The organism is Streptococcus cuniculipharyngis, from assembly GCF_007859195.1.
Taxonomy (GTDB): domain Bacteria; phylum Bacillota; class Bacilli; order Lactobacillales; family Streptococcaceae; genus Streptococcus; species Streptococcus cuniculipharyngis.
Map to the genome: position 1 here is coordinate 84,095 of NZ_VOHL01000001.1, position 23,329 is coordinate 107,423.

General features: G+C 41.7%; 25 protein-coding genes. 22 read left to right on the forward strand and 3 right to left on the reverse strand.

Going from position 1 to position 23,329, the window contains the following annotated elements; all coding sequences use genetic code 11:
- Window position 1 precedes the first annotated feature (1 nt).
- The 22 genes from FRX57_RS00405 to FRX57_RS07680 all read left to right on the forward strand — a co-directional run bounded on the left by FRX57_RS00405 (window position 2) and on the right by FRX57_RS07680 (window position 21,835).
- The gene (locus FRX57_RS00405; protein WP_146565561.1) at window positions 2–1,030 is read left to right on the forward strand and encodes a diacylglycerol kinase family lipid kinase; all 1,029 of its coding nucleotides are present in this window, start codon (window positions 2–4) and stop codon (window positions 1,028–1,030) included.
- 1 nt (window position 1,031) lies between these two features.
- Window positions 1,032–3,272: a type I pullulanase gene (gene pulA / locus FRX57_RS00410; RefSeq protein ID WP_146565563.1), complete on the forward strand. Its 2,241-nt coding sequence runs from the start codon at window positions 1,032–1,034 to the stop codon at window positions 3,270–3,272.
- 95 nt (window positions 3,273–3,367) lie between these two features.
- Complete coding sequence (glgB, locus tag FRX57_RS00415) at window positions 3,368–5,233, forward strand: 1,4-alpha-glucan branching protein GlgB (protein ID WP_146565566.1); 1,866 nt, start codon at window positions 3,368–3,370, stop codon at window positions 5,231–5,233.
- A gap of 20 nt (window positions 5,234–5,253) precedes the next feature.
- Entirely contained in the window at window positions 5,254–6,393 is a 1,140-nt protein-coding gene (locus FRX57_RS00420; protein WP_146565568.1) for a glucose-1-phosphate adenylyltransferase, read from the forward strand.
- Window positions 6,383–7,516: a glucose-1-phosphate adenylyltransferase subunit GlgD gene (gene glgD, locus FRX57_RS00425; RefSeq protein WP_146565570.1), complete on the forward strand. Its 1,134-nt coding sequence runs from the start codon at window positions 6,383–6,385 to the stop codon at window positions 7,514–7,516. The genes FRX57_RS00420 and glgD overlap by 11 nt, the downstream gene beginning before the upstream one ends.
- Complete coding sequence (gene glgA, locus FRX57_RS00430) at window positions 7,513–8,946, forward strand: glycogen synthase GlgA (RefSeq protein ID WP_146565572.1); 1,434 nt, start codon at window positions 7,513–7,515, stop codon at window positions 8,944–8,946. The genes glgD and glgA overlap by 4 nt, the downstream gene beginning before the upstream one ends.
- Before the next feature lie 11 nt (window positions 8,947–8,957).
- Window positions 8,958–11,363 carry a glycogen/starch/alpha-glucan phosphorylase gene (locus FRX57_RS00435; protein WP_146565574.1) on the forward strand — a complete coding sequence of 802 codons (2,406 nt, stop codon included), beginning with the start codon at window positions 8,958–8,960 and terminating at the stop codon, window positions 11,361–11,363.
- A gap of 210 nt (window positions 11,364–11,573) precedes the next feature.
- Window positions 11,574–11,774, forward strand: a complete 201-nt coding sequence (locus tag FRX57_RS00440; RefSeq protein WP_146565576.1) for a F0F1 ATP synthase subunit C — start codon at window positions 11,574–11,576, stop codon at window positions 11,772–11,774.
- 33 nt (window positions 11,775–11,807) lie between these two features.
- Complete coding sequence (gene atpB / locus FRX57_RS00445; protein WP_146565578.1) at window positions 11,808–12,524, forward strand: F0F1 ATP synthase subunit A; 717 nt, start codon at window positions 11,808–11,810, stop codon at window positions 12,522–12,524.
- 14 nt (window positions 12,525–12,538) lie between these two features.
- Window positions 12,539–13,036 carry a F0F1 ATP synthase subunit B gene (atpF, locus tag FRX57_RS00450; RefSeq protein ID WP_146565580.1) on the forward strand — a complete coding sequence of 166 codons (498 nt, stop codon included), beginning with the start codon at window positions 12,539–12,541 and terminating at the stop codon, window positions 13,034–13,036.
- 1 nt (window position 13,037) lies between these two features.
- Window positions 13,038–13,562 carry a F0F1 ATP synthase subunit delta gene (locus tag FRX57_RS00455; protein ID WP_146565582.1) on the forward strand — a complete coding sequence of 175 codons (525 nt, stop codon included), beginning with the start codon at window positions 13,038–13,040 and terminating at the stop codon, window positions 13,560–13,562.
- Between the two features lie 15 nt (window positions 13,563–13,577).
- The gene (atpA, locus tag FRX57_RS00460) at window positions 13,578–15,083 is read left to right on the forward strand and encodes a F0F1 ATP synthase subunit alpha (protein WP_146565584.1); all 1,506 of its coding nucleotides are present in this window, start codon (window positions 13,578–13,580) and stop codon (window positions 15,081–15,083) included.
- An 11-nt stretch (window positions 15,084–15,094) separates the two neighbouring features.
- On the forward strand, window positions 15,095–15,976 hold the full coding sequence (locus FRX57_RS00465) for a F0F1 ATP synthase subunit gamma (RefSeq protein ID WP_146565586.1): 882 nt from the start codon (window positions 15,095–15,097) through the stop codon (window positions 15,974–15,976).
- A gap of 30 nt (window positions 15,977–16,006) precedes the next feature.
- Window positions 16,007–17,413 carry a F0F1 ATP synthase subunit beta gene (gene atpD, locus FRX57_RS00470; protein WP_146565588.1) on the forward strand — a complete coding sequence of 469 codons (1,407 nt, stop codon included), beginning with the start codon at window positions 16,007–16,009 and terminating at the stop codon, window positions 17,411–17,413.
- Window positions 17,414–17,429: 16 nt separating this feature from the next.
- Complete coding sequence (locus FRX57_RS00475; protein ID WP_146565590.1) at window positions 17,430–17,849, forward strand: F0F1 ATP synthase subunit epsilon; 420 nt, start codon at window positions 17,430–17,432, stop codon at window positions 17,847–17,849.
- Between the two features lie 81 nt (window positions 17,850–17,930).
- Window positions 17,931–18,164 carry a DUF1146 family protein gene (locus tag FRX57_RS00480; RefSeq protein WP_146565592.1) on the forward strand — a complete coding sequence of 78 codons (234 nt, stop codon included), beginning with the start codon at window positions 17,931–17,933 and terminating at the stop codon, window positions 18,162–18,164.
- A gap of 33 nt (window positions 18,165–18,197) precedes the next feature.
- Entirely contained in the window at window positions 18,198–19,478 is a 1,281-nt protein-coding gene (gene murA, locus FRX57_RS00485; protein WP_146566669.1) for a UDP-N-acetylglucosamine 1-carboxyvinyltransferase, read from the forward strand.
- Window positions 19,471–19,659 carry a DNA-directed RNA polymerase subunit beta gene (locus FRX57_RS00490; protein ID WP_146565594.1) on the forward strand — a complete coding sequence of 63 codons (189 nt, stop codon included), beginning with the start codon at window positions 19,471–19,473 and terminating at the stop codon, window positions 19,657–19,659. The genes murA and FRX57_RS00490 overlap by 8 nt, the downstream gene beginning before the upstream one ends.
- 5 nt (window positions 19,660–19,664) lie before the next feature.
- Window positions 19,665–20,537, forward strand: a complete 873-nt coding sequence (locus FRX57_RS00495) for a DNA/RNA non-specific endonuclease (protein ID WP_146565596.1) — start codon at window positions 19,665–19,667, stop codon at window positions 20,535–20,537.
- Window positions 20,538–20,630: 93 nt separating this feature from the next.
- A complete protein-coding gene (locus FRX57_RS00500) occupies window positions 20,631–20,951 on the forward strand; it encodes a transposase (RefSeq protein ID WP_146565598.1) in 321 nt (106 codons plus the stop codon).
- Window positions 20,948–21,565: an IS3 family transposase gene (locus FRX57_RS07675; RefSeq protein WP_246100858.1), complete on the forward strand. Its 618-nt coding sequence runs from the start codon at window positions 20,948–20,950 to the stop codon at window positions 21,563–21,565. Before FRX57_RS00500 ends, FRX57_RS07675 begins: the two co-directional genes overlap by 4 nt.
- A 39-nt stretch (window positions 21,566–21,604) precedes the next feature.
- Window positions 21,605–21,835, forward strand: a complete 231-nt coding sequence (locus FRX57_RS07680) for an IS3 family transposase (protein ID WP_246100860.1) — start codon at window positions 21,605–21,607, stop codon at window positions 21,833–21,835.
- Window positions 21,836–22,298: 463 nt separating this feature from the next.
- Here the strand turns inward: FRX57_RS07680 and FRX57_RS00510 are convergent, their stop codons facing one another.
- The 3 genes from FRX57_RS00510 to FRX57_RS00520 all read right to left on the reverse strand — a co-directional run bounded on the left by FRX57_RS00510 (window position 22,299) and on the right by FRX57_RS00520 (window position 23,125).
- Window positions 22,299–22,502 (reverse strand): bacteriocin, encoded by a 204-nt coding sequence (locus FRX57_RS00510; protein ID WP_146565600.1) that lies wholly within the window; start codon window positions 22,500–22,502, stop codon window positions 22,299–22,301.
- A gap of 82 nt (window positions 22,503–22,584) precedes the next feature.
- Complete coding sequence (locus FRX57_RS00515) at window positions 22,585–22,896, reverse strand: bacteriocin immunity protein (RefSeq protein ID WP_146565602.1); 312 nt, start codon at window positions 22,894–22,896, stop codon at window positions 22,585–22,587.
- The gene (locus FRX57_RS00520; protein ID WP_146565604.1) at window positions 22,883–23,125 is read right to left on the reverse strand and encodes a garvicin Q family class II bacteriocin; all 243 of its coding nucleotides are present in this window, start codon (window positions 23,123–23,125) and stop codon (window positions 22,883–22,885) included. The genes FRX57_RS00515 and FRX57_RS00520 overlap by 14 nt, the downstream gene beginning before the upstream one ends.
- Window positions 23,126–23,329 lie beyond the last annotated feature (204 nt).

The window sequence follows — 23,329 nt, forward strand, 5'->3', positions numbered from 1 at the left end:
GATGGCAAAACAAGTAAAACGAGCACGATTAATCTATAATCCTGTGTCAGGTCAGGAAATGATGAAAAAGCACGTTGCGGAAGTTCTCACAATTTTAGAAGATTTAGGTTATGAAACGTCAACCTTTCAAACAACAGCCGAAGAAAATTCGGCTAAAGATGAAGCAACACGAGCAGGATTGGTTGGATTTGATTTGGTTATTGCAGCGGGAGGCGATGGCACCATTAATGAAGTTGTTAATGGTATTGCTCCACTAGACAAGCGACCTCGCATGGCTATCATCCCGACTGGAACGACCAATGATTTTGCACGTGCCCTAAAAATTCCTCGGGGAAATCCGGTAGAAGCCGCCAAGATAATTGGTAAACACCAGATTATCCAACAAGACATTGGTCTGGCCTATGATGAGAATTACTTTATTAACATCGCAGCAGCAGGTAGTTTGAGTGAGCTGACCTATAGTGTCCCTAGCCAGTTAAAAACCATTTTCGGTTATTTGGCTTATTTGGCTAAGGGGGTTGAATTATTGCCCCGAGTTAGCAATGTTCCCGTTAAAATTAGCCATGATGGTGGTGTTTTTGAAGGGGATGTCTCTATGATTTTTGTCGCTCTGACCAATTCGGTTGGTGGTTTTGAGCAAATTGCTCCGGATGCTAAACTGGATGATGGTAATTTTACCTTAATTTTGGTCAAAACGGATAATTTGTTGGAAATTAGTCACCTGATTCGCTTGGTTATTCAAGGGGGCAAGCATATTGAAGATCGGCGGATTGAATACATTAAGACCAGTCAGTTGACGATTGAGCCCCAGAGCGACCAGCGCATGATGATTAATTTGGATGGGGAATATGGTGGAGATGCTCCGATTACCTTGAAAAATCTAAAAAATCATATTGAATTTTTTGCCAATACTGACGAAATCTCGGATGACGCCATCAGTCAAGACCCAAGTGAAGCAGAGTACAAGGAATTTGTTGCTAAATTTGCCCACGAGGTAGAAGATTTAGAAAGTCGCAATGAGGTCAACTAGGATGAAAAATACCTTGATAGTGCATTATCATGCTCGATCAGCCCAAGCAAAGAAGAGCCAGATTTGGCAATGGCAGGACGGTCAAGAGGGATTTGACTGTCTTTTTAACAAGCAAGACAGTTTTGGGCGTGTTGCCACCCTAACTTATTGCTCCCAGTCTCCCTTATCTCAGGTGTATTTTTTACTAAAACATCAGGATTTTACCTGGCAAAGCCGTGATTTTTTGGTCAACTTAGAAGTGGGGGAACCTTTGACCCATGTTTGGTTGGTTGAAGGGGACGACACCTTATATTATTCTAGACAGGCGGCAATTAGCAGTCCCTCCTATCGTTTTTCTCAGCCGGATGCCTTTGACATGGTTCTTAAGGCTAGTGAATTTGATCGGCAATGGGGCTATGCGGGTTGGCTAGGAGTGGAGTACACAAGGGAGCAAACAGAGTTTCGCCTCTGGGCACCAACTGCCAGTCGGGTAGACTTACTCTTGTACCGGGACTGGACAGATGACAGTCAGTTAGTAGAGCAACTCCCTATGCAGCGTGGTAAAACCGTTGATTTTAGTAATCATGCTCATAATACGCAAGGCGTTTGGTTTTGCACCGTCAAGCAAGATGTAGCTAACCATGCTTATGTTTATCGCTTGTATGATGCAGATGGAACTTACCGTGACAGTCGTGACCCATATATGATTGCTGGCAATAGGCAGGGTAGCCGTTCGGTTATCTTGCGACAGGAAGACAGATCACCTGAAGGGTTTAAGGTTGTTCACGGTCTTGCAGCCCCTTGGCGTTTAAGCAATCCAAACCAGGCAGTCATTATGGAAATGCACTTGAGAGATTTTTCAAAATCAAAAACCTCGGGAGTTGATAGAGATAAACGAGGTAAGTTTCTAGGAGCCTGCCAAAAAGGAACCAAAAATCAATGGGGTGATGCAACGTGCTTTGATTACCTCTCATCCTTGGGCATTAATTATATTCAACTTCAACCGATTTTTGACCATCATCAAACCTTGGATGAAGAAGGAAACTATGCTTATAATTGGGGTTATGACCCTGAAAATTATAATCGGCCCACCCCTATTTTTTCTAGCGACCCCTCCCATCCTGTAGCAGCCATTGTGGAGCTGAAAACGTTGATTCAACGTTACCATAAAGCTGGAATTGGTGTCATTATGGATGTCGTTTATAACCATACTTATTCTTCTAGGAGTTCTGCTTTCCAGCTAACGGTTCCCGATTATTACTATCGAATGACAGCTGATGGGTCTTTTGAAAACGGCTCGGGTTGTGGTAATGAAATCGCTAGTGAAAAGGAAATGGTACGAAAATACCTCTTGGATTCCATACGTTTTTGGATTGAAGAATACCATATTGATGGTTTTCGGTTTGACCTCATGGGCTTACATGATGTTGAGACCATGAGAGCTATTCGTCAATTGGTTGATGCGATTGACCCCAATATTCTCCTCTATGGTGAGGGTTGGGACCTGGGAAGGACCCTGGAAGATCGGCAAAAGGCTAAAAAAGCTAATGCAGACCTGTTACCAGGAATTGGTTTTTTCAATGATGACGGGCGTAATGCCATCAAGGGGGCGGAGGTTTACGGACATTTTCAAGGGGGATTTGTCTCTGGTGAGGCAACCGTGACCGCCTTGTTTGAATTGGTCAAGGGAGGGCGGTATTTTGCCCCCTATCAAAAGCCTAGTCAGGTGGTTAACTATATTGAAGCCCATGATAATTATAATTTAAATGATCTGCTTTGGGAGTTACACCCGACTGATAGTTCTCAAGAACATTTGCGACGCCTTGAGGTGGCCAATGTTTTAAACCTCCTATTGCCAGGCATGACTTTTATGCAGTTGGGACAAGAGTTCTGCCGGAGCAAGTGCACTCCAACAGGTAAGGATGGTCGGCTAACAGAGCAGGACAGGCAATACGCCATGAATTCTTATAATGCCCCTGATCGGGTCAACCAAATTGATTGGCGATTGGTAACCAAGCATCAAGAGACGATTAACTTGGTTAAGGAAGCCATTAGACTGAAATTGAGTGATGATTTATTGACTTGTCAAGAATTTAGCCAATTAGAAACTATTTTGCAGCTAGAGAGCTTAAGTGAGGAACAATTGGTTTATCGATTGACAGGAAGCAATCGTTCTTACCAAATTAAATTAGAAAATCAGCAAAAAAATCCTAAAATAACTGTGACAAATATTCAGAAAAGTGCTATAATAAATGTAGATTAAAAAATGTTTAAAAAAGCCCTTTGAAAAAAGAAAAAAGTCCAAGAGATTGGGCTTTTTTTGCTTTAAAGCCGTTCATTAGTGGGAGGTGGTTAGTTATGGTTAAGGAAACCATAAGAACATTTTTGACAGGAGAAAATTTTCATTTACAAGATTTTTTAGGTGCTCATCCAGGACAGAAAGATGGCAAGGACGGATACTATTTTAGGGTTTGGGCCCCACAGGCAGAGAAAGTCAGTGTGATTGGAGATTTTACAACTTGGTTTGAGTCTCCCTTAGAGATGACCCGGTTAGATGGTGGGATTTGGCAGACCTTTGCACCGGCTCAAGATGGGCAGATTTATAAATATCTGGTTCAGCGACAAGGAGGGCAAGTTGTTGAAAAAATTGATCCCTTTGCTAGGTATTTCGAGCAACGACCGGCTACAGGGGCTGTCTTGATTCCTTCAACTTCCAAAAAATGGAAGGATAGTCTTTGGCTAGGTAGGCGAAAACGTTTTGGATTTAAAGATAGGCCGGTCAATATTTATGAGGTTCATGCGAGTTCCTGGAAAAAAGGGCAGACCTTTGCTCAACTAAAGGACCAGCTAATCCCTTATCTGGTTGAAATGAATTATACTCATGTAGAATTTATGCCCTTAATGGCTCATCCCTTAGACAAGAGCTGGGGCTATCAATTAATGGGGTATTTTGCTTTTGAAGCAAGTTACGGCCGACCGGAAGATTTTCAAGATTTTGTTGAAACCTGCCACCTCAATAATATTGGTGTGATTGTTGACTGGGTGCCTGGCCATTTTACGCAAAATGACGATGCTCTAGCCTATTATGACGGTACTCCCACCTTTGAATACAGAGACCATGACCGGGCTCATAATTATCGCTGGGGGGCGCTTAATTTTGATTTAGGAAAAAATGAAGTTCAGTCTTTTTTGATTTCCAGCCTTCTGTACTGGGTAGAGCAGTTTCATATTGATGGGATTCGAGTGGATGCAGTGAGTAGCATGCTTTATCTAGATTACGATGATGGGCCTTGGCAACCCAATGAAGATGGCAGTAACCGTAACCGGCAAGGCTATTCTTTCTTACAAAAATTAAATGGCGTCATGAAGCATCACTATCCGGAGGTGATGATGATTGCAGAAGAAGCAACAGCTGACACGCCAATCACGAGTCCGATTTCAGATGGTGGTCTAGGCTTTGATTACAAATGGAATATGGGCTGGATGAATGATACGTTGCGTTTCTACGAGTTGGATCCGATTTACCGGCAATATGAGTTCAATTTATTGACCTTTAGTTTTATGTACTGTTTTAAGGAAAATTTTGTTCTACCATTTTCACATGATGAGGTTGTTCACGGAAAAAAAAGCCTGATGCACAAGATGTGGGGCAGTCGAGAGCAGCAATTTTCTGGTCTGCGAAACCTATATGCCTATCAGATCTGTCATCCAGGAAAGAAACTTCTCTTTATGGGGGGAGAGTTTGGTCAATTTTTGGAATGGAAATATGACCAGGAATTAGAATGGGGCAATTTAGCCGAAGCAGATGGCCTCAATCAGAAAATGCACGATTTTACCGCTCAGCTTAATCGGTTTTATCGTGAGCATAAGGCCTTATGGCAAATTGACGATTCTTATCAGGGATTAGAGGTTATTGATGCCGATAACAAGGCAGAGAGTGTCCTATCTTTTATTCGTAAGACAGATAAGGGGGAACTCTTGGTATGTGTCTTTAATTTAACCCCCGTTGAGCGTCAGGAATTTACCATAGGGGTTCCTGTTCCAGGAATTTATGAGGAAGTGTTTAATACAGAACTAGATAGATATGGAGGGAGTTGGAAAGAAGGCAATAGTAATAAAAAAACAGAAACGAGACTATGGAAAGACTATCCCTACCGCTTGACCTTTACTCTGCCCGCTTTAGGGGCTAGTATTTGGAAAATTAAACGTCGTTTTCGGAAGTAACATTAGGAAGGAATACATCTATGAAGAATGAAATGTTAGCACTTATCCTTGCCGGAGGTCAAGGAACTCGTCTTGGCAAATTAACTCAAAACATTGCCAAACCAGCTGTTCAATTTGGTGGGAGATACCGTATTATTGATTTTGCCTTGTCCAATTGCGCCAATTCAGGGATTAATAATGTTGGTGTCATTACGCAGTACCAACCTTTGGTATTGAATAGCCATATCGGTAACGGTTCTGCTTGGGGCTTAGATGGAGTGGATTCCGGAGCAACAATTTTACAACCTTATTCAGCGACCGAGGGTAACCGTTGGTTTCAAGGGACTAGTCATGCGATTTATCAAAATATTGATTATATTGATAGCTTAAATCCAGAATACGTGTTGATTTTGTCGGGAGACCACATTTACAAGATGGATTATGATGAGATGTTGCAAACCCATAAGGATAACCTAGCAAGTCTGACCGTAGCAGTTATTGATGTGCCACTGAAAGAAGCCAGTCGTTTTGGGATTATGAACACAGATTCAAATGACCGCATTGTTGAATTTGAAGAAAAGCCAGCTCACCCCAAATCGACCAAAGCTTCCATGGGGATTTACATCTTTAACTGGGCAAGATTACGTACCATGTTGATTGATGCAGAGAAAAATAATGTTGAGATGTCCGATTTTGGTCAGCATGTGATTCCAGCCTACTTGGATGGTGGTGAGCGTGTCTATACTTACAATTTCCAAGGCTACTGGAAGGATGTGGGGACTATTGAATCACTTTGGGAAGCTAATATGGAATATATTGCCGTTGATAATGCCCTAGACAGTCGGGATAGGAGTTGGAAGATTTATTCTAAGAACTTAATTGCACCACCTAATTTTATTACTGCCGATGCGACGGTCAAGGATTCCTTAGTTGTGGATGGTTGTTTTGTAGCTGGAACGGTAGAGCACTCCATCTTGTCAACTAATGTTCAAGTTAAAGAAGGTGCTGAAATTAAAGACAGTTTTATCATGTCAGGTGTTAAGATTGGAGTAGGAGCCAAGATTACACGTGCTATTATTGGTGAAGGCGCAATTATCAGTGATGGTGTAGTGATTGACGGAACAGGCCAAGTACAAGTTGTTGGCTATAATGAAACAGTGGGGGTACCAAATGAAAATTGATAAATATTCTGCCATCCTGGGCAATGCAATCGGCTATAATGATATGTCAGGCCTAACCGATAAACGACCATTAGCTAACCTCCCCTTTGATGGGAAATATCGCCTGATTGATTTTCAGTTATCTAGTTTAGCTAATGCAGGAATTCGGAGTGTTTACGGGATTTTCCGAGGTCAAAATATTCGTTCTGTTTTTGATCACATTCGTAGTGGTCGTGAGTGGGGCTTTCATACCTTGCTCAGCCACTATTTCCTAGGATTTTATAACACAGTCGGGGGAGAAGAGGTCGCAGATCGCGATTATTACGAGCAGGTCTTGACCTACTTGAAACGCTCTGGCTCAAATCAAACCATCTATATGACTTGTGATATTCTCTGTAATATTAATCTAGAAGAGGTTATCCATCTTCATAATGCCAGCAAGCGTAATATCACGGTTGTTTACAAAAAACTTCCCAAGACCTCTCTATCGCCTGCCAATGAGATTTTAGCCATTGATGATTTTGATAATATCGTTGGTAAAAAAGAAATGTCTGAAGGCAGTGACCTTGAGCCAATGTCAGTTGATATTTATGTGGTTAATACCCCTTGGTTGATTGAAAAACTAGAAGAAGAATCGAAGCAGGAAAATCCACGCAAACTACGTTACCTCTTGCGAGATTTGATTGTAACGGAAGAATCTCTGGCTTTTGAATACACAGGTTACCTGGCGAATATCTGTTCAGTCAAGTCTTACTATGATGCGAATATGGATATGCTAGATCCCCAAAAATTCTATTCGCTTCTCTATTCCAACCAAAAAGTGTATACTAGAGTAAAAAATGAAGAATCAACTTACTTTGATCAGTCATCAAAAGTGAGTAATTCTCAATTTGCCTCTGGTAGTGTGATTAAGGGGCAAGTAGATCATTCTATTGTTTCTCGTGGTTGCTTGATTGAGGAGGGCGCCCAGGTGGTCGGTAGTTTAATCTTTCCTAAGGTAACTATTGGTCAGAATGTTGTGCTTGAATATGCTATTGTTGATAAGGGTGTGACCATTGATGCTGGTGTTACGATTCGTGGAACAGCTGAACAACCGGTAGTTGTTTCTAAAGGACAGCGAGTGAAAGAGGATATTATCGTATGAAATTAATGTTTGTCGCAGCAGAAGGGGCTCCTTTTGCTAAGACAGGTGGCTTAGGCGATGTCATTGGGGCATTGCCTAAATCACTTGTTAAAAAAGGTCATGATGTGGCAGTCGTCTTGCCTTATTATGATGTGATTGAAAGAAAATATGGTCAACAAGTCGAGGACTTATTTTCCTTTTATACCCAGGTAGGTTGGCGCTGGCAGTATGTTGGGGTTAAGCGTCTTGTTCATGAAGAGGTTAGCTTCTACTTTATTGATAATCAGTATTATTTCCATCGTGGACAAGTTTATGGGTTTGATGATGACCATGAACGCTTTGCTTTTTTCCAATTGGCTGCTATTGACATGATGGAAAAGGTGGATTTTGTTCCAGACGTGCTTCATGTACATGATTACCATACAGCTATGATTCCGTTTTTGTTGAAAGAGAAATATGCCTGGATTACTGCCTATCAATCCATTAAAACTGTTTTTACCATTCATAATATCGAATTTCAAGGGCAGTTTGCGCCTGAAACCTTGGGTGATTTGTTTGGCATGGGGATGAATTTTTATGAGAGCGGTAGCCTTCGTTGGCATAATTGCTTGAATTGGATGAAAGCTGCCTTGGTTTATGCCGACTGGGTAACAACAGTGTCGCCAAGCTATGCCCAGGAAATCATGACTCCTGAATTTGGTAAGGGGTTGGATTCTGCTATTCGAATGATTCGCTATAAATTATCAGGGGTCATCAATGGCATTGACACAGGGGTCTTTGACCCTGCTTCGGATCCTCATCTTGTCAAACATTTTTCGGTCGGTCAGTTAGAGGATAAGGCACTTAATAAAGCGGCTCTCCAAGAGCGGCTCGGTTTGCCAGTTCGTTCGGATACCTTGTTGATTGGGGTTGTTTCTCGTCTCACTGATCAAAAAGGCTTTGATCTTGTTCTGGAGGCTATGAATGAGATTATTCAGGAGGACGTGCAAATTGTTCTTTTGGGAACGGGCTATCCTCAGTTTGAAGAGGGCTTTAGCTGGTTTAGTCAACACTACCCAGATAAGGTTTCGGCGACAATATCGTTTGATTTGGCTTTTGCTCAGCAAATTTATGCTGCCTCAGACCTCTTTTTGATGCCGAGTGCCTTTGAACCATGTGGCCTGTCTCAGATGATTGCGATGCGATATGGAAGTTTGCCCTTAGTCCATGAAGTTGGTGGCTTGCGAGATACGGTCCTTCCATATAATTATTATGATGGCTCTGGTACAGGATTTGGCTTCCAAGAGTTTTCTGTCTACTGGTTGGTTAAAACTCTGGAGGAGGCGCTTTGGATTTTTAACCATGATCAAGCAACTTGGCGCCACTTGCAAGAACAAGCCATGACACGTGATTTTTCATGGGATACAGCTAGTCAAGCCTATGATGACCTTTATCACCACATTACCTTTTAGAAAGAATAAACATGTCGATTAAAACATTAACCAAAAAACAATTTATTACAGATTTTAAAGAAAAACTTTATGAAGAAAAACTAGTGACCCTGGAAGAAGCTGTACCAGCAGAGCTTTTTACCATTCTTGCCAAAGTCATTCGTAAATATTACACCAATGAATGGAGTAAGCGCAATGAAGAGATTACCAGTAAGCAGCAAAAAGTTGCCTACTATTTTTCCATGGAATTTCTGCCAGGGCGGATGTTGGAGACAAATCTCTTAAATTTAGGCATTCTAGATTTAGTTAAAGAAGCCTTTACTGACCTAGGTCTAGATTTTGAAGCTGTTAAAACTGCTGAGTATGATATGGCCCTGGGAAATGGGGGACTTGGACGTTTGGCGGCTGCCTTTATGGATTCCTTGGCAACAACAGGTTACCTTGGCTTTGGAAACGGTTTGCGGTATAAGTATGGTTTGTTTAAGCAACGAATTGTTGATGGTTATCAGGTAGAATTGGCAGATTCATGGTTTGGCTCTAATGGTAATGTTTGGGAAGTCAAAAAGGAGCGTCATACTGTTGACATCAAACTTTTTGGACAAGTTTACCTGAAAAAAGATGATGCAGGTCGCTTGAAGCCTGTTTATGAAAATGCCCAAATCCTACATGCCGTGCCTTATGATGTGCCGCAGATTGGTTACCAAAATCAGGTGATTAATAATCTGCGTCTCTGGGATGTGGAAATTCCAGCAGAATATGAACTTAATTACCCAACCCTGACTGAGCGTCGCCGAATTCAGGATATTACCGCAGTCCTATATCCTGATGATTCCAATTATGAAGGCCAACAGTTACGTCTGATTCAAGAGTATTTCATGACTAGTGCAGGCTTGCAGACTATTATCAAGTCTTACCTGAAACAGGGGCTCCCTTTGGAAAGGATTCATGAAAAAGTAGCTGTTCATATCAATGACACTCACCCAGCCGTAGCACCGGCCGAGTTTATGCGTCTCTTGATTGATGATTATGGTTTAGATTGGGATACGGCTTGGTCAACGACGGTTAAGACCATGTCTTACACTAATCACACCATTTTGTCGGAAGCCCTGGAAAAATGGGATATAGACCTTTTTAAAACGACCATTCCTCGTGTTTTCCAAATCATTGTCGAAATTGATAATCGCTTTGTTTTCGAAATGGCAGAAAAAGAGGTTCCTCATCATATTATTGAAAAAACACGGATTATCAAGGGACATCACGTCCATATGGCTAATTTGGCCATTATTGGGGGCTATTCTGTCAATGGTGTTGCCAAATTGCATACAGAACTGCTCAAGGCTGATACCTTGAAAGATTTCTACCAGCTTTATCCAGAAAAATTCAACAACAAGACCAATGGTATTGTGCAACGTCGTTGGACACAAATTGCGGCCCCAGAATTATCCAAGGTGATTGATGAGACCATTGGTCAGGGATGGCGGCAGGATATTCATGAATTGAGAAAACTCAATGCCTACCTTGATGATAGTCAGGTTTTGGCTGAGTTTTATCAGGTCAAGCAGGTGGCCAAGGCCAAATTAGCAGCCTATATCAAGGAGACAACAGGGATTGAAGTGTCAACGGAGGCAATTTTTGATGTCCAAGTCAAACGCCTTCATGCCTATAAACGTCAATTGCTCAATCTCTTACACATCATTAAATTGTACTGGGATTTGAAGGATAATCCAGACAAAGACATGGTGCCACGCGTCTTTATCTTTGGTGCCAAGGCAGCTCCAGGTTATCATTTTGCCAAATCAGTGATTAAGTTGATTAACGAAGTCGCCAACTTGGTCAATTATGATGAGACTTTGCAGGGCAAGCTCAAGGTTGTCTTTTTAGAAAATTATAATGTCAGCTTGGCGGAATTGATTATTCCGGCAGCAGACGTTTCAGAACAAATTTCTTTAGCCTCTAAAGAAGCCTCAGGAACCTCTAATATGAAATTTATGATGACTGGGGCCATTACGCTGGCAACCTTGGACGGAGCTAATATTGAAATCAAGGAAGAAGTTGGTGATGATAACATTGTGATTTTTGGCATGGACAAGGACGAGGTTTACCGCCATTATGAAGCTCATGATTACTATTCACGCAGTCTTTATGAGAATAATCCTATCCTAACTCGGGTGCTGGATACCTTTATCAATGGTAGTCTACCGGGGGCAGTGCGTGAAGGGGCGGATATTTTTGAAGCCTTGGTCACCCATAACGATGAATATTTCTTGTTGGCGGACTTTATGTCCTATATAGAAGCTCAGGAACAGATTGATCAGCTTTATCGAGACCAAGAAAAATGGTCTCGCATGAGTTTGGCTAATATTGCCAATTCAGATAAATTCACTTCGGATGATACCATTACAGAATATGCCAAGGACATTTGGCATTTGGAAAAATAGGTTCAAAAGAGCCAGACAGATTGTCTGGTTCTTTTGATTAATTTATCAATCCTATTAAATAGGAAGACAGTTGTTTTTTGGGGCTCGTTAAGGTCAAGAAAGGTTTAAGATAAATCTAAGAAAACGCTATTATCCTAGTGTTTTTGTTGACATTTTCAGAAAATAGGACTAGACTAAGGGAGTAAAAAAAATAAATAGGAGGAATTCGTAATGAATTTAGCAATTTTAGCTCTTGGTTTTGCCGTGTTGGGTGTTAGTATTGGTGAAGGTATCTTGGTTGCCAATATTGCCAAAGCTGCTGCACGTCAGCCAGAAATGTTTGATAAGCTTCGCTCATTGATGTTCTTGGGTGTGGCTTTTATTGAGGGAACTTTCTTCATTCTATTTGTCTTCACTTTCTTGGTTAAATAGACCAGTTTTGTGGATTAACAAGGAGGGAATCTATTGGAAACATTACTCAATCCCAGTGTGACCCTGTTTGGCATTACCTTTGATTTAACCATTCTTGCCATGTCTCTGATTACTGTTTTGGCAGTTTTTGGTTTGGTTTACTGGGGCAGTCGGCAGATGCGCCTGAAACCAAGTGGCAAGCAGAATGTGATTGAATGGTTGTATGATTTTGTTCGTGAGACAATCAGTCCAAAATTAGGAAAATATACTGAGAATTACAGTCTTTTCTTCTTTGTCATCTTCTTGTTTTTGGTGGTCGCTAATAACCTTGGTTTGTTAGTGAAAATTGAAACAGAGCACTTTAACTTGTGGACATCACCAACATCTGTTTTTGCGGTGGATTTGACCCTGTCAGTGATTGTCGCCCTAATGTGTCATGTTGAAGGTATCCGAAAAAATGGCATTAAAGGTTATTTAACAGGTTTTTTAAGTCCATACCCAGCAATGTTACCCATGAATTTGCTAGAAGAGGTAACCAATATCTTGTCATTGGCTCTTCGTTTGTTTGGTAACATCTATGTCGGTGAAGTGATGACCACCTTGATTTTGCAGATGAAAAACCTCAATATTGCCTTGGCTCCAGTTGCCTTTGCTTTAAATATGTTGTGGGCTGGTTTTTCAATGTTTATTTCTTGTATCCAGGCTTATGTCTTTATCATTTTGGCATCAACCTATTTGGGAAATAAACTCAATGCAGGAGAAGAGGATTAAGAAAGGAAGAGAATATGTCTTTATTATTCAACGAAACCAGTCTTGGTAATATCATCATCACTCTTGGTTCAATTCTACTCTTACTTGTTCTGATTAAGCAATTTGCCTGGGAACAGTTGACGGGAGTTTTTAAGGAACGGGAACAGAAAATTTCGCAAGATATTGATGGTGCGGAAACAGCTAGACGTCAAGCTGAAGAGCTGGCGGATAAACGCCAACTAGAACTGGCTAATGCTCGTCAAGAAGCTGGGCAAATTATTGAAGGTGCTAAGGAAACTGGTAAGGTTCAAGGAAATAAAATCGTTGAGCAGGCTCATGATGAGGCAAAACGACTGAAAGAACAGGCTCATCAGGAAATTGCGCAAAGCAAAATCGAAGCCATGGCTAGTGTTAAAAATGACATTTCAGATTTGACCGTCAGCCTGACTGAGAAGTTGTTGATGACCAAACTAGATGCTAAGGCACAGAGTGAATTGGTAGATCAGTATTTGAACCAATTAGGGGAGAAGTAGGATGACTAATCTGATTGAGCAATATGCCAAGGCCTTGACTGCGGTCGCTATGGAAAACGATTGTGTTGAAACTATTGATCAGGAGGTCTCAAGCCTTCTTCAACTCATGCGTGACAATAAGATGGCAGACTATTTGTCAAGCTTGGCTTTTTCCCAGGAAGATAAGGCAGGTCTTGTTAGGTTGCTTCAAGAGTCTAGTTCAGCGTATTTGAAAAATTTTCTTGAGGTAATTTTGCAGAATAAGCGGGAAGCTTATTTGCTGCCGATTCTTGAGATGGTCTTAGAAAGATTGGCTAGGGCGAGACAGGTATTTGATGTCAGTGTTATCAGTGCTAGTCCTTTATCTGCCAGTCAGAAAGAGAATATGTTACGTGTTGCACGCGAGAAATTTGCGATTGACACACGTCAGTTGATTGAGACAATTGATCCGACGCTTATTGGTGGGTTTGTGTTGAAAGCCAATAATCAAATTATTGATACTAGTATTCGTCGGCAATTGCAAGATTTTAAAACAAATCTAAAGTAGAAAGTGGTGTGGCCTTTGGCAATTAATACACAAGAAATTAGTGCTTTAATTAAACAACAGATTGAGAATTTGAAGCCAAATTTTGATGTCACAGAAACTGGTATCATTACTTATGTCGGGGACGGGATTGCCCGTGCTCGTGGTTTGGATAATACCATGAGTGGCGAGTTATTAGAATTTGCAAATGGTGCCTATGGTATGGCTCAGAATCTTGAGTCAACAGATGTTGGTATCATTATTTTGGGTGATTTTTCAAGTATCCGTGAAGGGGATTTGGTGAAACGTACTGGTAAAATCATGGAAGTTCCAGTAGGACCTGAGCTAATTGGTCGTGTTGTCAATCCTCTAGGACAACCGGTGGATGGCTTGGGAGAGATTGTAACGACATCTAGTCGCCCGATTGAAACTCCAGCTCCTGGAGTCATGGAGCGTAAATCTGTCGCTGAACCCTTGCAGACAGGAATTAAAGCCATTGATGCTTTGGTGCCTATTGGACGTGGTCAGCGTGAATTAATCATCGGAGATCGTCAGACAGGTAAAACTTCTGTTGCTATTGATGCAATTATTAACCAAAAAGGTCAGGATATTATCTGTATCTATGTGGCCATTGGGCAAAAAGAGTCTACCGTACGTGCCCAGGTCGAAACCCTTCGTCAATATGGAGCTCTAGATTATACCATTGTGGTGACTGCTTCAGCATCACAGCCCTCTCCACTGCTCTATATCGCTCCTTATGCTGGAGTAGCCATGGCAGAAGAATTTATGTATAACGGTCAACATGTCTTGATTGTTTACGACGATTTGTCTAAACAAGCAGTTGCCTACCGTGAGCTTTCCTTGCTTCTTCGTCGTCCACCAGGACGTGAGGCCTATCCAGGGGATGTTTTCTACTTACATAGCCGTTTGTTGGAGCGTTCAGCTAAGGTATCTGATGCCTTGGGTGGTGGGTCAATCACCGCCTTGCCATTTATTGAGACTCAGGCAGGAGATATTTCAGCCTATATTGCAACCAATGTTATCTCTATTACAGACGGTCAAATTTTCTTGCAAGAAGGGCTCTTTAATTCTGGTATTCGTCCAGCGATTGATGCAGGGTCATCTGTATCACGGGTAGGGGGCTCTGCCCAGATTAAGGCCATGAAAAAGGTAGCAGGAACCTTACGTTTGGACTTGGCTTCTTACCGTGAGCTAGAGGCTTTCACGCAATTTGGTTCTGATTTGGATTCAGCAACTCAGGCTAAGTTAAACCGTGGGCGTCGTACGGTGGAAGTTCTTAAGCAGCCTCTGCATAAGCCACTACCGGTTGAAAAACAGGTTTTGATTCTGTATGCTTTGACACATGGCTTTTTGGATAGTGTGCCAGTTAATGATATTTTAGCCTTTGAAACGGATTTGTATGGCTATTTTGATGCTCATCATGCTGATTTATTGGAGACTATTCGGGTTACCAAAGATCTGCCAGATGAGGCATTGCTAGATGCAGCGATTCAAGACTTTAAAGAACAGTCAAGATTTAGCTAGGGAGGTTGTGCATGACAGGTTCGCTTAGTGAAATTAAGGGAAAGATTTTATCAACTGAAAAAACTAGTAAGATCACTAGTGCTATGCGAATGGTTTCGTCAGCTAAATTAGTAAAATCAGAGCAAGCAGCCAAGGATTTTCAAACCTATGCTAGTAAGGTACGCCAGATTACAACAGATTTGCTCAAATCTGAATTGTTGTTTGGGTCGGATAATGCCATGCTGGTGACCAGACCGGTTAAAAAGACAGCTTATCTTGTGATTACTTCAGATAAGGGCTTGGTCGGTGGTTATAATGCTAAGATTTTAAAAGCTGTCATGGATATTATTCGTGATTATCATGACAATGATGAGCAAGAATATACCATTATTTCGATTGGTAGTGTGGGGTCTGATTTCTTTAAGGCTAGGGGCTTGAATGTGGCTTTTGAATTACGTGGTTTGGAAGACCAGCCTAGTTTTGAGGATGTGAGCCGCATTATTTCGCAATCCGTAGCTATGTATAAAGAAGAGCTATTTGATAAGTTGTATGTCTGTTATAATCACCATGTGAATAGCTTAACCAGTCAGGTAAGGGTGCAACAGATGTTGCCGATTGTGGATTTGGTGGCTGATGAAGCAAGGTCAGAAAAAGAGGCAGGCTTTGAATTGGAGCCTAATCGTGAATTGATTTTGGAGCAGTTACTACCTCAATATACGGAAAGCTTGATTTATGGAGCTATTATTGACGCTAAAACAGCAGAGCATGCGGCAGGGATGACAGCCATGCAGACAGCAACAGATAATGCTCATAACATTATTAATGATTTGACCATTCAGTATAATAGGGCGCGGCAGGCGACAATTACGCAAGAAATTACAGAGATTGTTGCTGGTGCCAATGCTTTAGAATAAAAACAAGTAGTAGTTGAGAAGGAGAAAGACATGAGTGCAGGTAAAATTGCTCAGGTAGTCGGACCAGTTGTGGACGTCTTGTTTGAGACTGGCGACAAGCTACCAGAGATAAACAACGCCTTGATTGTCTATAAGGATAAGGACAAAACGCAAAAAATCGTTTTAGAAGTTGCCTTAGAATTGGGTGATGGTCTGGTACGGACGATTGCCATGGAGTCGACAGATGGTTTGACTCGTGGATTAGAGGTGCTTGATACAGGGCGTCCAATCAGTGTGCCTGTTGGGCCAAAAACCTTGGGACGGGTTTTCAATGTTTTGGGGGATACCATTGACTTGGAGGAACCTTTTGGTGACGAGGTTGAACGTCATTCGATTCATAAGAAGGCACCAACCTTTGATGAATTATCAGCCTCATCAGAAATCTTGGAGACTGGAATTAAGGTTATTGATCTTCTGGCTCCTTATCTTAAAGGAGGGAAGGTCGGCCTCTTCGGTGGTGCCGGAGTTGGTAAGACCGTCCTTATTCAAGAGTTGATTCATAATATTGCCCAAGAGCACGGGGGAATTTCGGTCTTTACGGGGGTTGGTGAGCGGACCCGTGAAGGGAATGACCTTTATTGGGAAATGAAGGAATCTGGTGTCATTGAAAAAACAGCCATGGTCTTTGGTCAGATGAATGAACCACCAGGGGCACGGATGCGGGTTGCCTTGACTGGTTTGACCATTGCGGAGTACTTCCGTGATGTGGAAGGTCAAGATGTGCTCTTGTTCATTGACAACATTTTCCGCTTTACCCAGGCGGGTTCAGAGGTTTCAGCCCTCTTGGGACGGATGCCGTCAGCTGTGGGTTATCAGCCAACTCTGGCAACTGAAATGGGACAACTTCAGGAACGAATTACTTCAACCAAAAAAGGGTCAGTAACTTCTATTCAAGCTATCTATGTCCCAGCCGACGACTATACTGACCCGGCTCCGGCAACAGCCTTTGCCCACTTGGATTCGACAACTAACTTGGAACGTCGTCTGACGCAAATGGGGATTTATCCGGCGGTGGATCCTTTAGCTTCAAGCTCTCGTGCCTTGACGCCAGAGATTGTTGGTGAGGAACACTATCAAGTGGCAACCGAGGTTCAGCGCGTCTTGCAACGTTATCGTGAACTGCAAGATATTATTGCGATTTTGGGAATGGATGAGTTGTCTGATGATGAGAAGGTCTTGGTTGGCCGTGCTCGTCGGATTCAATTCTTCCTGTCACAAAACTTTAATGTGGCTGAACAATTTACCGGTCAACCAGGTTCTTATGTTCCTGTTGCTGAGACTGTTCGTGGCTTTAAGGAAATTTTGGATGGTAAGCATGATGATTTACCAGAAGATGCTTTCCGTGGGGTTGGTTCTATTGAAGATGTGATTGCCAAAGCTAAGCAAATGGGCTTTTAAGTAATGAGGTGATAAGATGTCTGAAATGACCGTACAAATAGTCACACCAGATGGCATCAAGTACCAGCATAAGGCACACTTTATTTCGATTAAAACACCAGATGGTGAGTTGGGAATTTTGCCTAATCATGTTAATATGATTGCACCTCTTGTGGTTCACGAAATGAAGATTCGTCGGATTGATAAGGATAGTCATGTGGACTGGGTTGCTGTCAATAAGGGAATTATTGAAGTTAAGGATAATACAGTTACGATAATTGCTGATTCAGCAGAACGTGAGCGAGATATTGATATTAGCCGAGCTGAGCGCGCTAAGCTTCGGGCTGAGAAGGATTTGGCAGAAGCTGAGAAAGCCCATCGAATTGATGAGATGGAACGGGCAAAAGTTGCCTTGCAGCGGGCCATCAATCGCATTCGTGTAGGAAATAAATATTGAAAAATAGACCTCTGGATAGGCAGGGGTCTTTTCTGATGTTGTAAATTTTGCGAAAGTGGTTAAATCTGCTATAATAACACTATGGAAATTATCGAAAATACCATTAGTTTATGCAGCCATCTGTTATTTATCGGCATGTTTTATCAGTTGTTGTTCCAGCTATTTGACTGGTCACGTTGGATAAAAAATAGTCATGATAATAGCTGGCGTTTACGACTTTTTTTACTCTTGTTGAGCATTGCCTTGGGCTATTTGGTCAGCAATTTTATGTTGGCCGTCTTAAATTTTAGTCGCTTGCTCATGTGGCAAGGTTAAGTGGATAATTATTTAGAAGAATGGAGAATGATGGTGGATAAAATTATTATTGAGGGCGGACAAACCCGTCTAAGTGGTGAGGTTAAGATTGAAGGGGCAAAAAATGCCGTGCTACCCCTCTTGGCGGCAACGATTTTGCCGACTGAGGGAAAAACGCTCTTGCGTAATGTCCCAATTTTGTCAGATGTCTTTACCATGAATAATGTGGTGCGAGGGCTGAATATCCAGGTTGATTTTGACCAAGCCAAGAATGAAATTTTGGTTGACGCCAGAGGTCCGATTTTAGACGAGGCACCGTATGAGTATGTTAGTCAAATGCGAGCTTCTATCGTGGTATTGGGTCCAATTTTGGCTCGTCAAGGGCATGCTAAGGTATCTATGCCAGGAGGTTGTACGATTGGCAGTCGTCCGATTGACTTGCATTTGAAAGGTTTGGAATTGATGGGCGCAGAAATCCATCAAGAAGGTGGTGACATCACGGCCAAGGCAGACAAGCTAAAAGGGGCAACGATTTACATGGACTTTCCAAGTGTGGGAGCGACCCAAAATCTAATGATGGCTGCTACTTTGGCTGATGGCGTGACAGTGATTGAAAATGCCGCTCGTGAGCCTGAGATTGTTGATTTGGCAATCTTGCTGAATAAGATGGGGGCTGATGTCAAAGGAGCAGGAACAGAAACCCTGACCATCACCGGTGTCAAAGAGCTACATGGGGCAGAGCACGATGTGGTGCAAGACCGTATTGAAGCGGGAACGTTCATGGTGGCGGCAGCCATGACGTCAGGAAATGTCTTGATTAAGGATGCGATTTGGGAGCATAATCGTCCGCTTTTGGCCAAGTTGATGGAAATGGGCGTTAAGGCGACGGAAGAAAAAGGAGGTATTCGCATTCAGGCCAATCGTGACCAACTGAAACCTGTGACGGTCAAAACCTTACCTCATCCAGGTTTCCCAACGGATATGCAGGCGCAATTCACCGCTTTGATGGCAGTGGTCAAAGGGGAATCAACCATGATTGAGACTGTCTTTGAAAATCGTTTCCAACATTTGGAGGAAATGCGTCGTATGGGCCTTCACTTAGAAATTTTGCGGGAGACAGCTCTCATTCATGGCGGCCAGCAGTTACAGGGGGCACCTGTGATGTCCACTGATTTGCGTGCCAGTGCTGCCTTGATTTTAACAGGTATGGTGGCAGAAGGAAAGACGGTTGTCAGCAAATTGAATCATTTGGATCGCGGTTATTATCAGTTCCATGAAAAATTAAAGGCACTTGGTGCCAAAATTGAGCGGGTAAGTGAGGACAGTCATGGCTAGTGGTTGGAAGTATGTGAGAAAACAGTTTGGTCTAATTGCGCTTGTTCTGGTATTGAGTCTAATCTTTTTTGCCCTAGGCTTGATGATTGGCTATGCTGGGCTAGGAGAAGGTCGTAATCCTTTAGCTATTTTGTCACCAAGCAAATGGCAGGCGATTTTCGATAAATTTACAGGACGGTAGCTAAAATGACAAGATATCAGACAAGAAAAGCAAGGAAGTCAGGGCTATCGGTCTTAGCACTCTTGGTCAGTTTAGGCTTAGGTTATTTTGGTCTAAATAGCACTAGTGGCAATCCTGTTCAAGAACTGGTCAGCCAAGTGACCGGTCAGGCGACGACTGGCTCGGTGACTAATAATGGGTCCAAAGTGAGTGATGGGACACCAACGGAAAGTCTAGCACGTTCCGTTTTGACCCCAGCTGTCCAGAAACAGTTAGGGACAAAAATTAAGTACAATGGGGCAGGTGCCTTTATTATCAATAATAATAAAACGTCACTAGACGCTGATGTGGCCAGTCTGCCTTATGCTAATAATGAAACCAAGCAAGTTCAGGGGCAAACAGTGCCAACGGTAGCCAATGCCCTCCTATCACGAGCGACTCGTCAGTATAAAAACCGTGAGGAAACTGGTAATGGTTCAACCTCTTGGAAACCTGCTGGTTGGTATCAGGTTTATGATTTGCCGGGAGAGTATAGCCATGCGGTTGACCGAGGTCATTTGTTAGGCTATGCGATTACGGGTGGCTTGACTGGTTTTGATGCCTCAGCCAGCAATCCTGCCAATATTGCAACGCAAGCGGCTTGGGCTAATCAAGCAGATACAAGCGATTCAACTGGTCAGAATTATTATGAAACGCTGATTCGACGAGCTTTGGATAAGAATAAGCGGGTTCGTTATCGGGTAAGCTTAATTTATGATGGCAATAATATTTTGGCGTCAGGTAGTCATCTGGAAGCCAAGTCCTCAGATGGGACACTGGAATTTAACGTTTTTGTGCCAAATGTTCAGAGTGGTTTGACCTTTAATTATGCAACGGGCAAGGTCAATGTTAATCCTTAATCATAAAACAAGAGCTAGATAAGTGAAAAGAACCACTTATAATGGACAGTATAAAAAAGTTGTATACTGTTCATATAAGGAGGTTCTTTTCTCATGGCCAAAAAAGGAAGCAAGTTCACCAACTATCCACCCGAGTTCAAACGACAGGTAGTAGAAGACTACCTCAGCGGAAAGAGCGGAGGGATGAGCTCTATTGTCAAAAAATATGGCTTAAAATCAGCCAACCAGGTTCTAACTTGGACAAGAAAATACCGAGAAGACCCTGTTTTACTCACACAGGATTTACGAGGTAGGAAGTCCACTGGTCGTCCCAAAACCAGGAATCTAGAGGAGATGACCCTAGAGGAACAGAATACTTATCTACGAATGGAGAATGCGATTTTAAAGACCTTAAGGACTCTCCTCAATCCGTGAGAAGAGTCCACCTCTATCAAGTCGTGGAGCGGTTGAAAGATTGTTACTCCGTCTCCGCTTTATGTGCCTATTTCGGCTTCCCCAGATCTTCCTACTACCTTTGGTTGAGCAAGGGGAGACAGGTCTATAAGCGGTTTGATGCGCATTTAGCCCAAAAGATTACAGCTATCTTCCAAGATACTCAGAAGGGCTATCGCTTCATCTCTTATCAACTGAGAAGACACTATCAACTTTCCCCTAACCCTAAGACTGTCTTGCGTTATATGCGTATTCTTGGTTACCAGTCTCCGATTCGGAAGAAGCGGTATCACTCCTGCACGCAACGAGAGATAAATGAAAAGGCAAGACACGTCCACTACAACGTGCTTGCCCGAAACTTTAAAGCAGAACGTCCTCTCCAAAAACTGACAACAGATGTCAGCTACGTTTACCACAAACAAGGGAGAATGTTCTTAAGTGTCATAAAAGATTGTTATGACAATTCTATTTTAGCCTATACACTATCAGATTTCAATGATAACAAGTTAGTTTTTGACACTATCGACCAGGTCTTTCATGATTCCTGGGATTCAACCAAAGTCTGTGTCCTTCATTCTGACCAAGGTTTTCAATAGACCAATCAACAGTATCTCCGAAAATTAGACCAATATGGTGTGACCATATCTCATTCTGGCAAGGGAAATTGTTATGATAATGCGGCATGTGAGAATTTCTTTTCTCACTTGAAGAGTGAGTCTTTGAGACTATTTCCACCTGAGGATAGGGAAGCCCTCGTCCATCAAATCAGGGAATACATTGACTGGTATAATCACCACAGACCACAAGAAAAATTAAAAGGCATGACTCCCTTAGAATTTAGGGAGTCATACCTTCTAAACACCTAACTTTTTCAACTGTCCATTTTATCTGGGGCTTGACAAAGTCTAGCTCTTTTATCTTATCTAAGGACAGGGAAGAGGTGGAGCAGGGTTAGAAGCGCTTTTAGGAACACAAGTTGAAGGACGATTAGGACCAGGTTTAATCATACTTCCTATTTGTTTGACACTGGGCCATGCTCAACATTGAACATCAAACACAGAACAGACTGTTCCTCCAATAATACCTGACAATTTTTCATCACTAATTGGAATATGAGTTGTTGTATTCATATTATTTTCCTTTCCTTTCTTTTCAAGATATCTAAGGTAAAGGTAACATAAGATAAAATAGGTTATAGATTCTAGTGGATAATAGAAATGAACTGGGAGATTATCTTTTATTGGGCTAAGAGCAAGGCCTACTACATAACTAATTAAAAAAAAAATTTATAAATAATTTCCAATTTTTTTTCATAATTAATCCTCTTGATTAAGGAACAGAAATACAAAACCACTGATTGGGATTTTTTTGACAACTGCGTGTGCTTTCAGCAATAGCACCATCAAGAGCTTTTTTAGCAACATAACTAGCAGCTGTTACAAGAACTGTTGTTACTGTAACTGAACCGCCTTGTATAGTGGCTAAAGACTGGCTAGGGACTTGCTCAAATTTGTCTAAAAAGTTAGTATTCATGATGTAGTCTCCTTCTATATTGTATTTATCCGTTGCAAATGGAAGGTTAAGATATGATAAATTGAAATTTGCCTCATTAAAATTATCGAGGGTTGAATAAACTAGAAAGGATATAGGACAAACCAGTTCCTGTTTGATGAGTTTTATTTAATTTGGTTAAGCTTAGGTAAAACTCTGCTAGAGGTTTTGATAACTTTTGATTAATAGCTAATGGTGTTAGTTTTTTTTCAAAATCTAGAGCAAGTTTAGGAAAATAGTTGCGGTTATCCAATAACTTCAAACGAAATTGTTGGATTAAGGCGTATTCTTTTACTGGCAAGTCTTGAGTTAGTAAATAATTAACTTCATCAAGCAGTGCTGATTTTGTTATATCTTCTTTTTTACGGTTTTCCAACAAAGCCAAACCCTCCTGCTGCTGATGATGCCCATCCGTTTGTCATGACTCCCAATGTTGCTTCTAGCGGACCTTTAGTAACAATATAATGCCATTGTCCTTTTTTATCTCGGCAGGAATAGCCATTAGCGCCATACATGATTGGTGGACACCAAGAAGTGCCGCCAGTTTTAACTACTAGTTCTTCATCAGTAACTGTTTTAAAATGTGTTAAGTGATTTGTTTTCATAATCATTTTCTCCTTTGTAGGTTGTAATTATCCATTGCAACTGGATAATTATAATATAACAAATGAAACCTAAAATGGGTTGTTAAATCCTAAATGGTCATCGAAACGCCCTGAATAGTAAAATAGCTTACTAAAAATATAAAAACTTGTCAGCTCTGCTATTTTTTGATAAAATAAGGGGTAATTAAATAGTGGTCCGTGAGA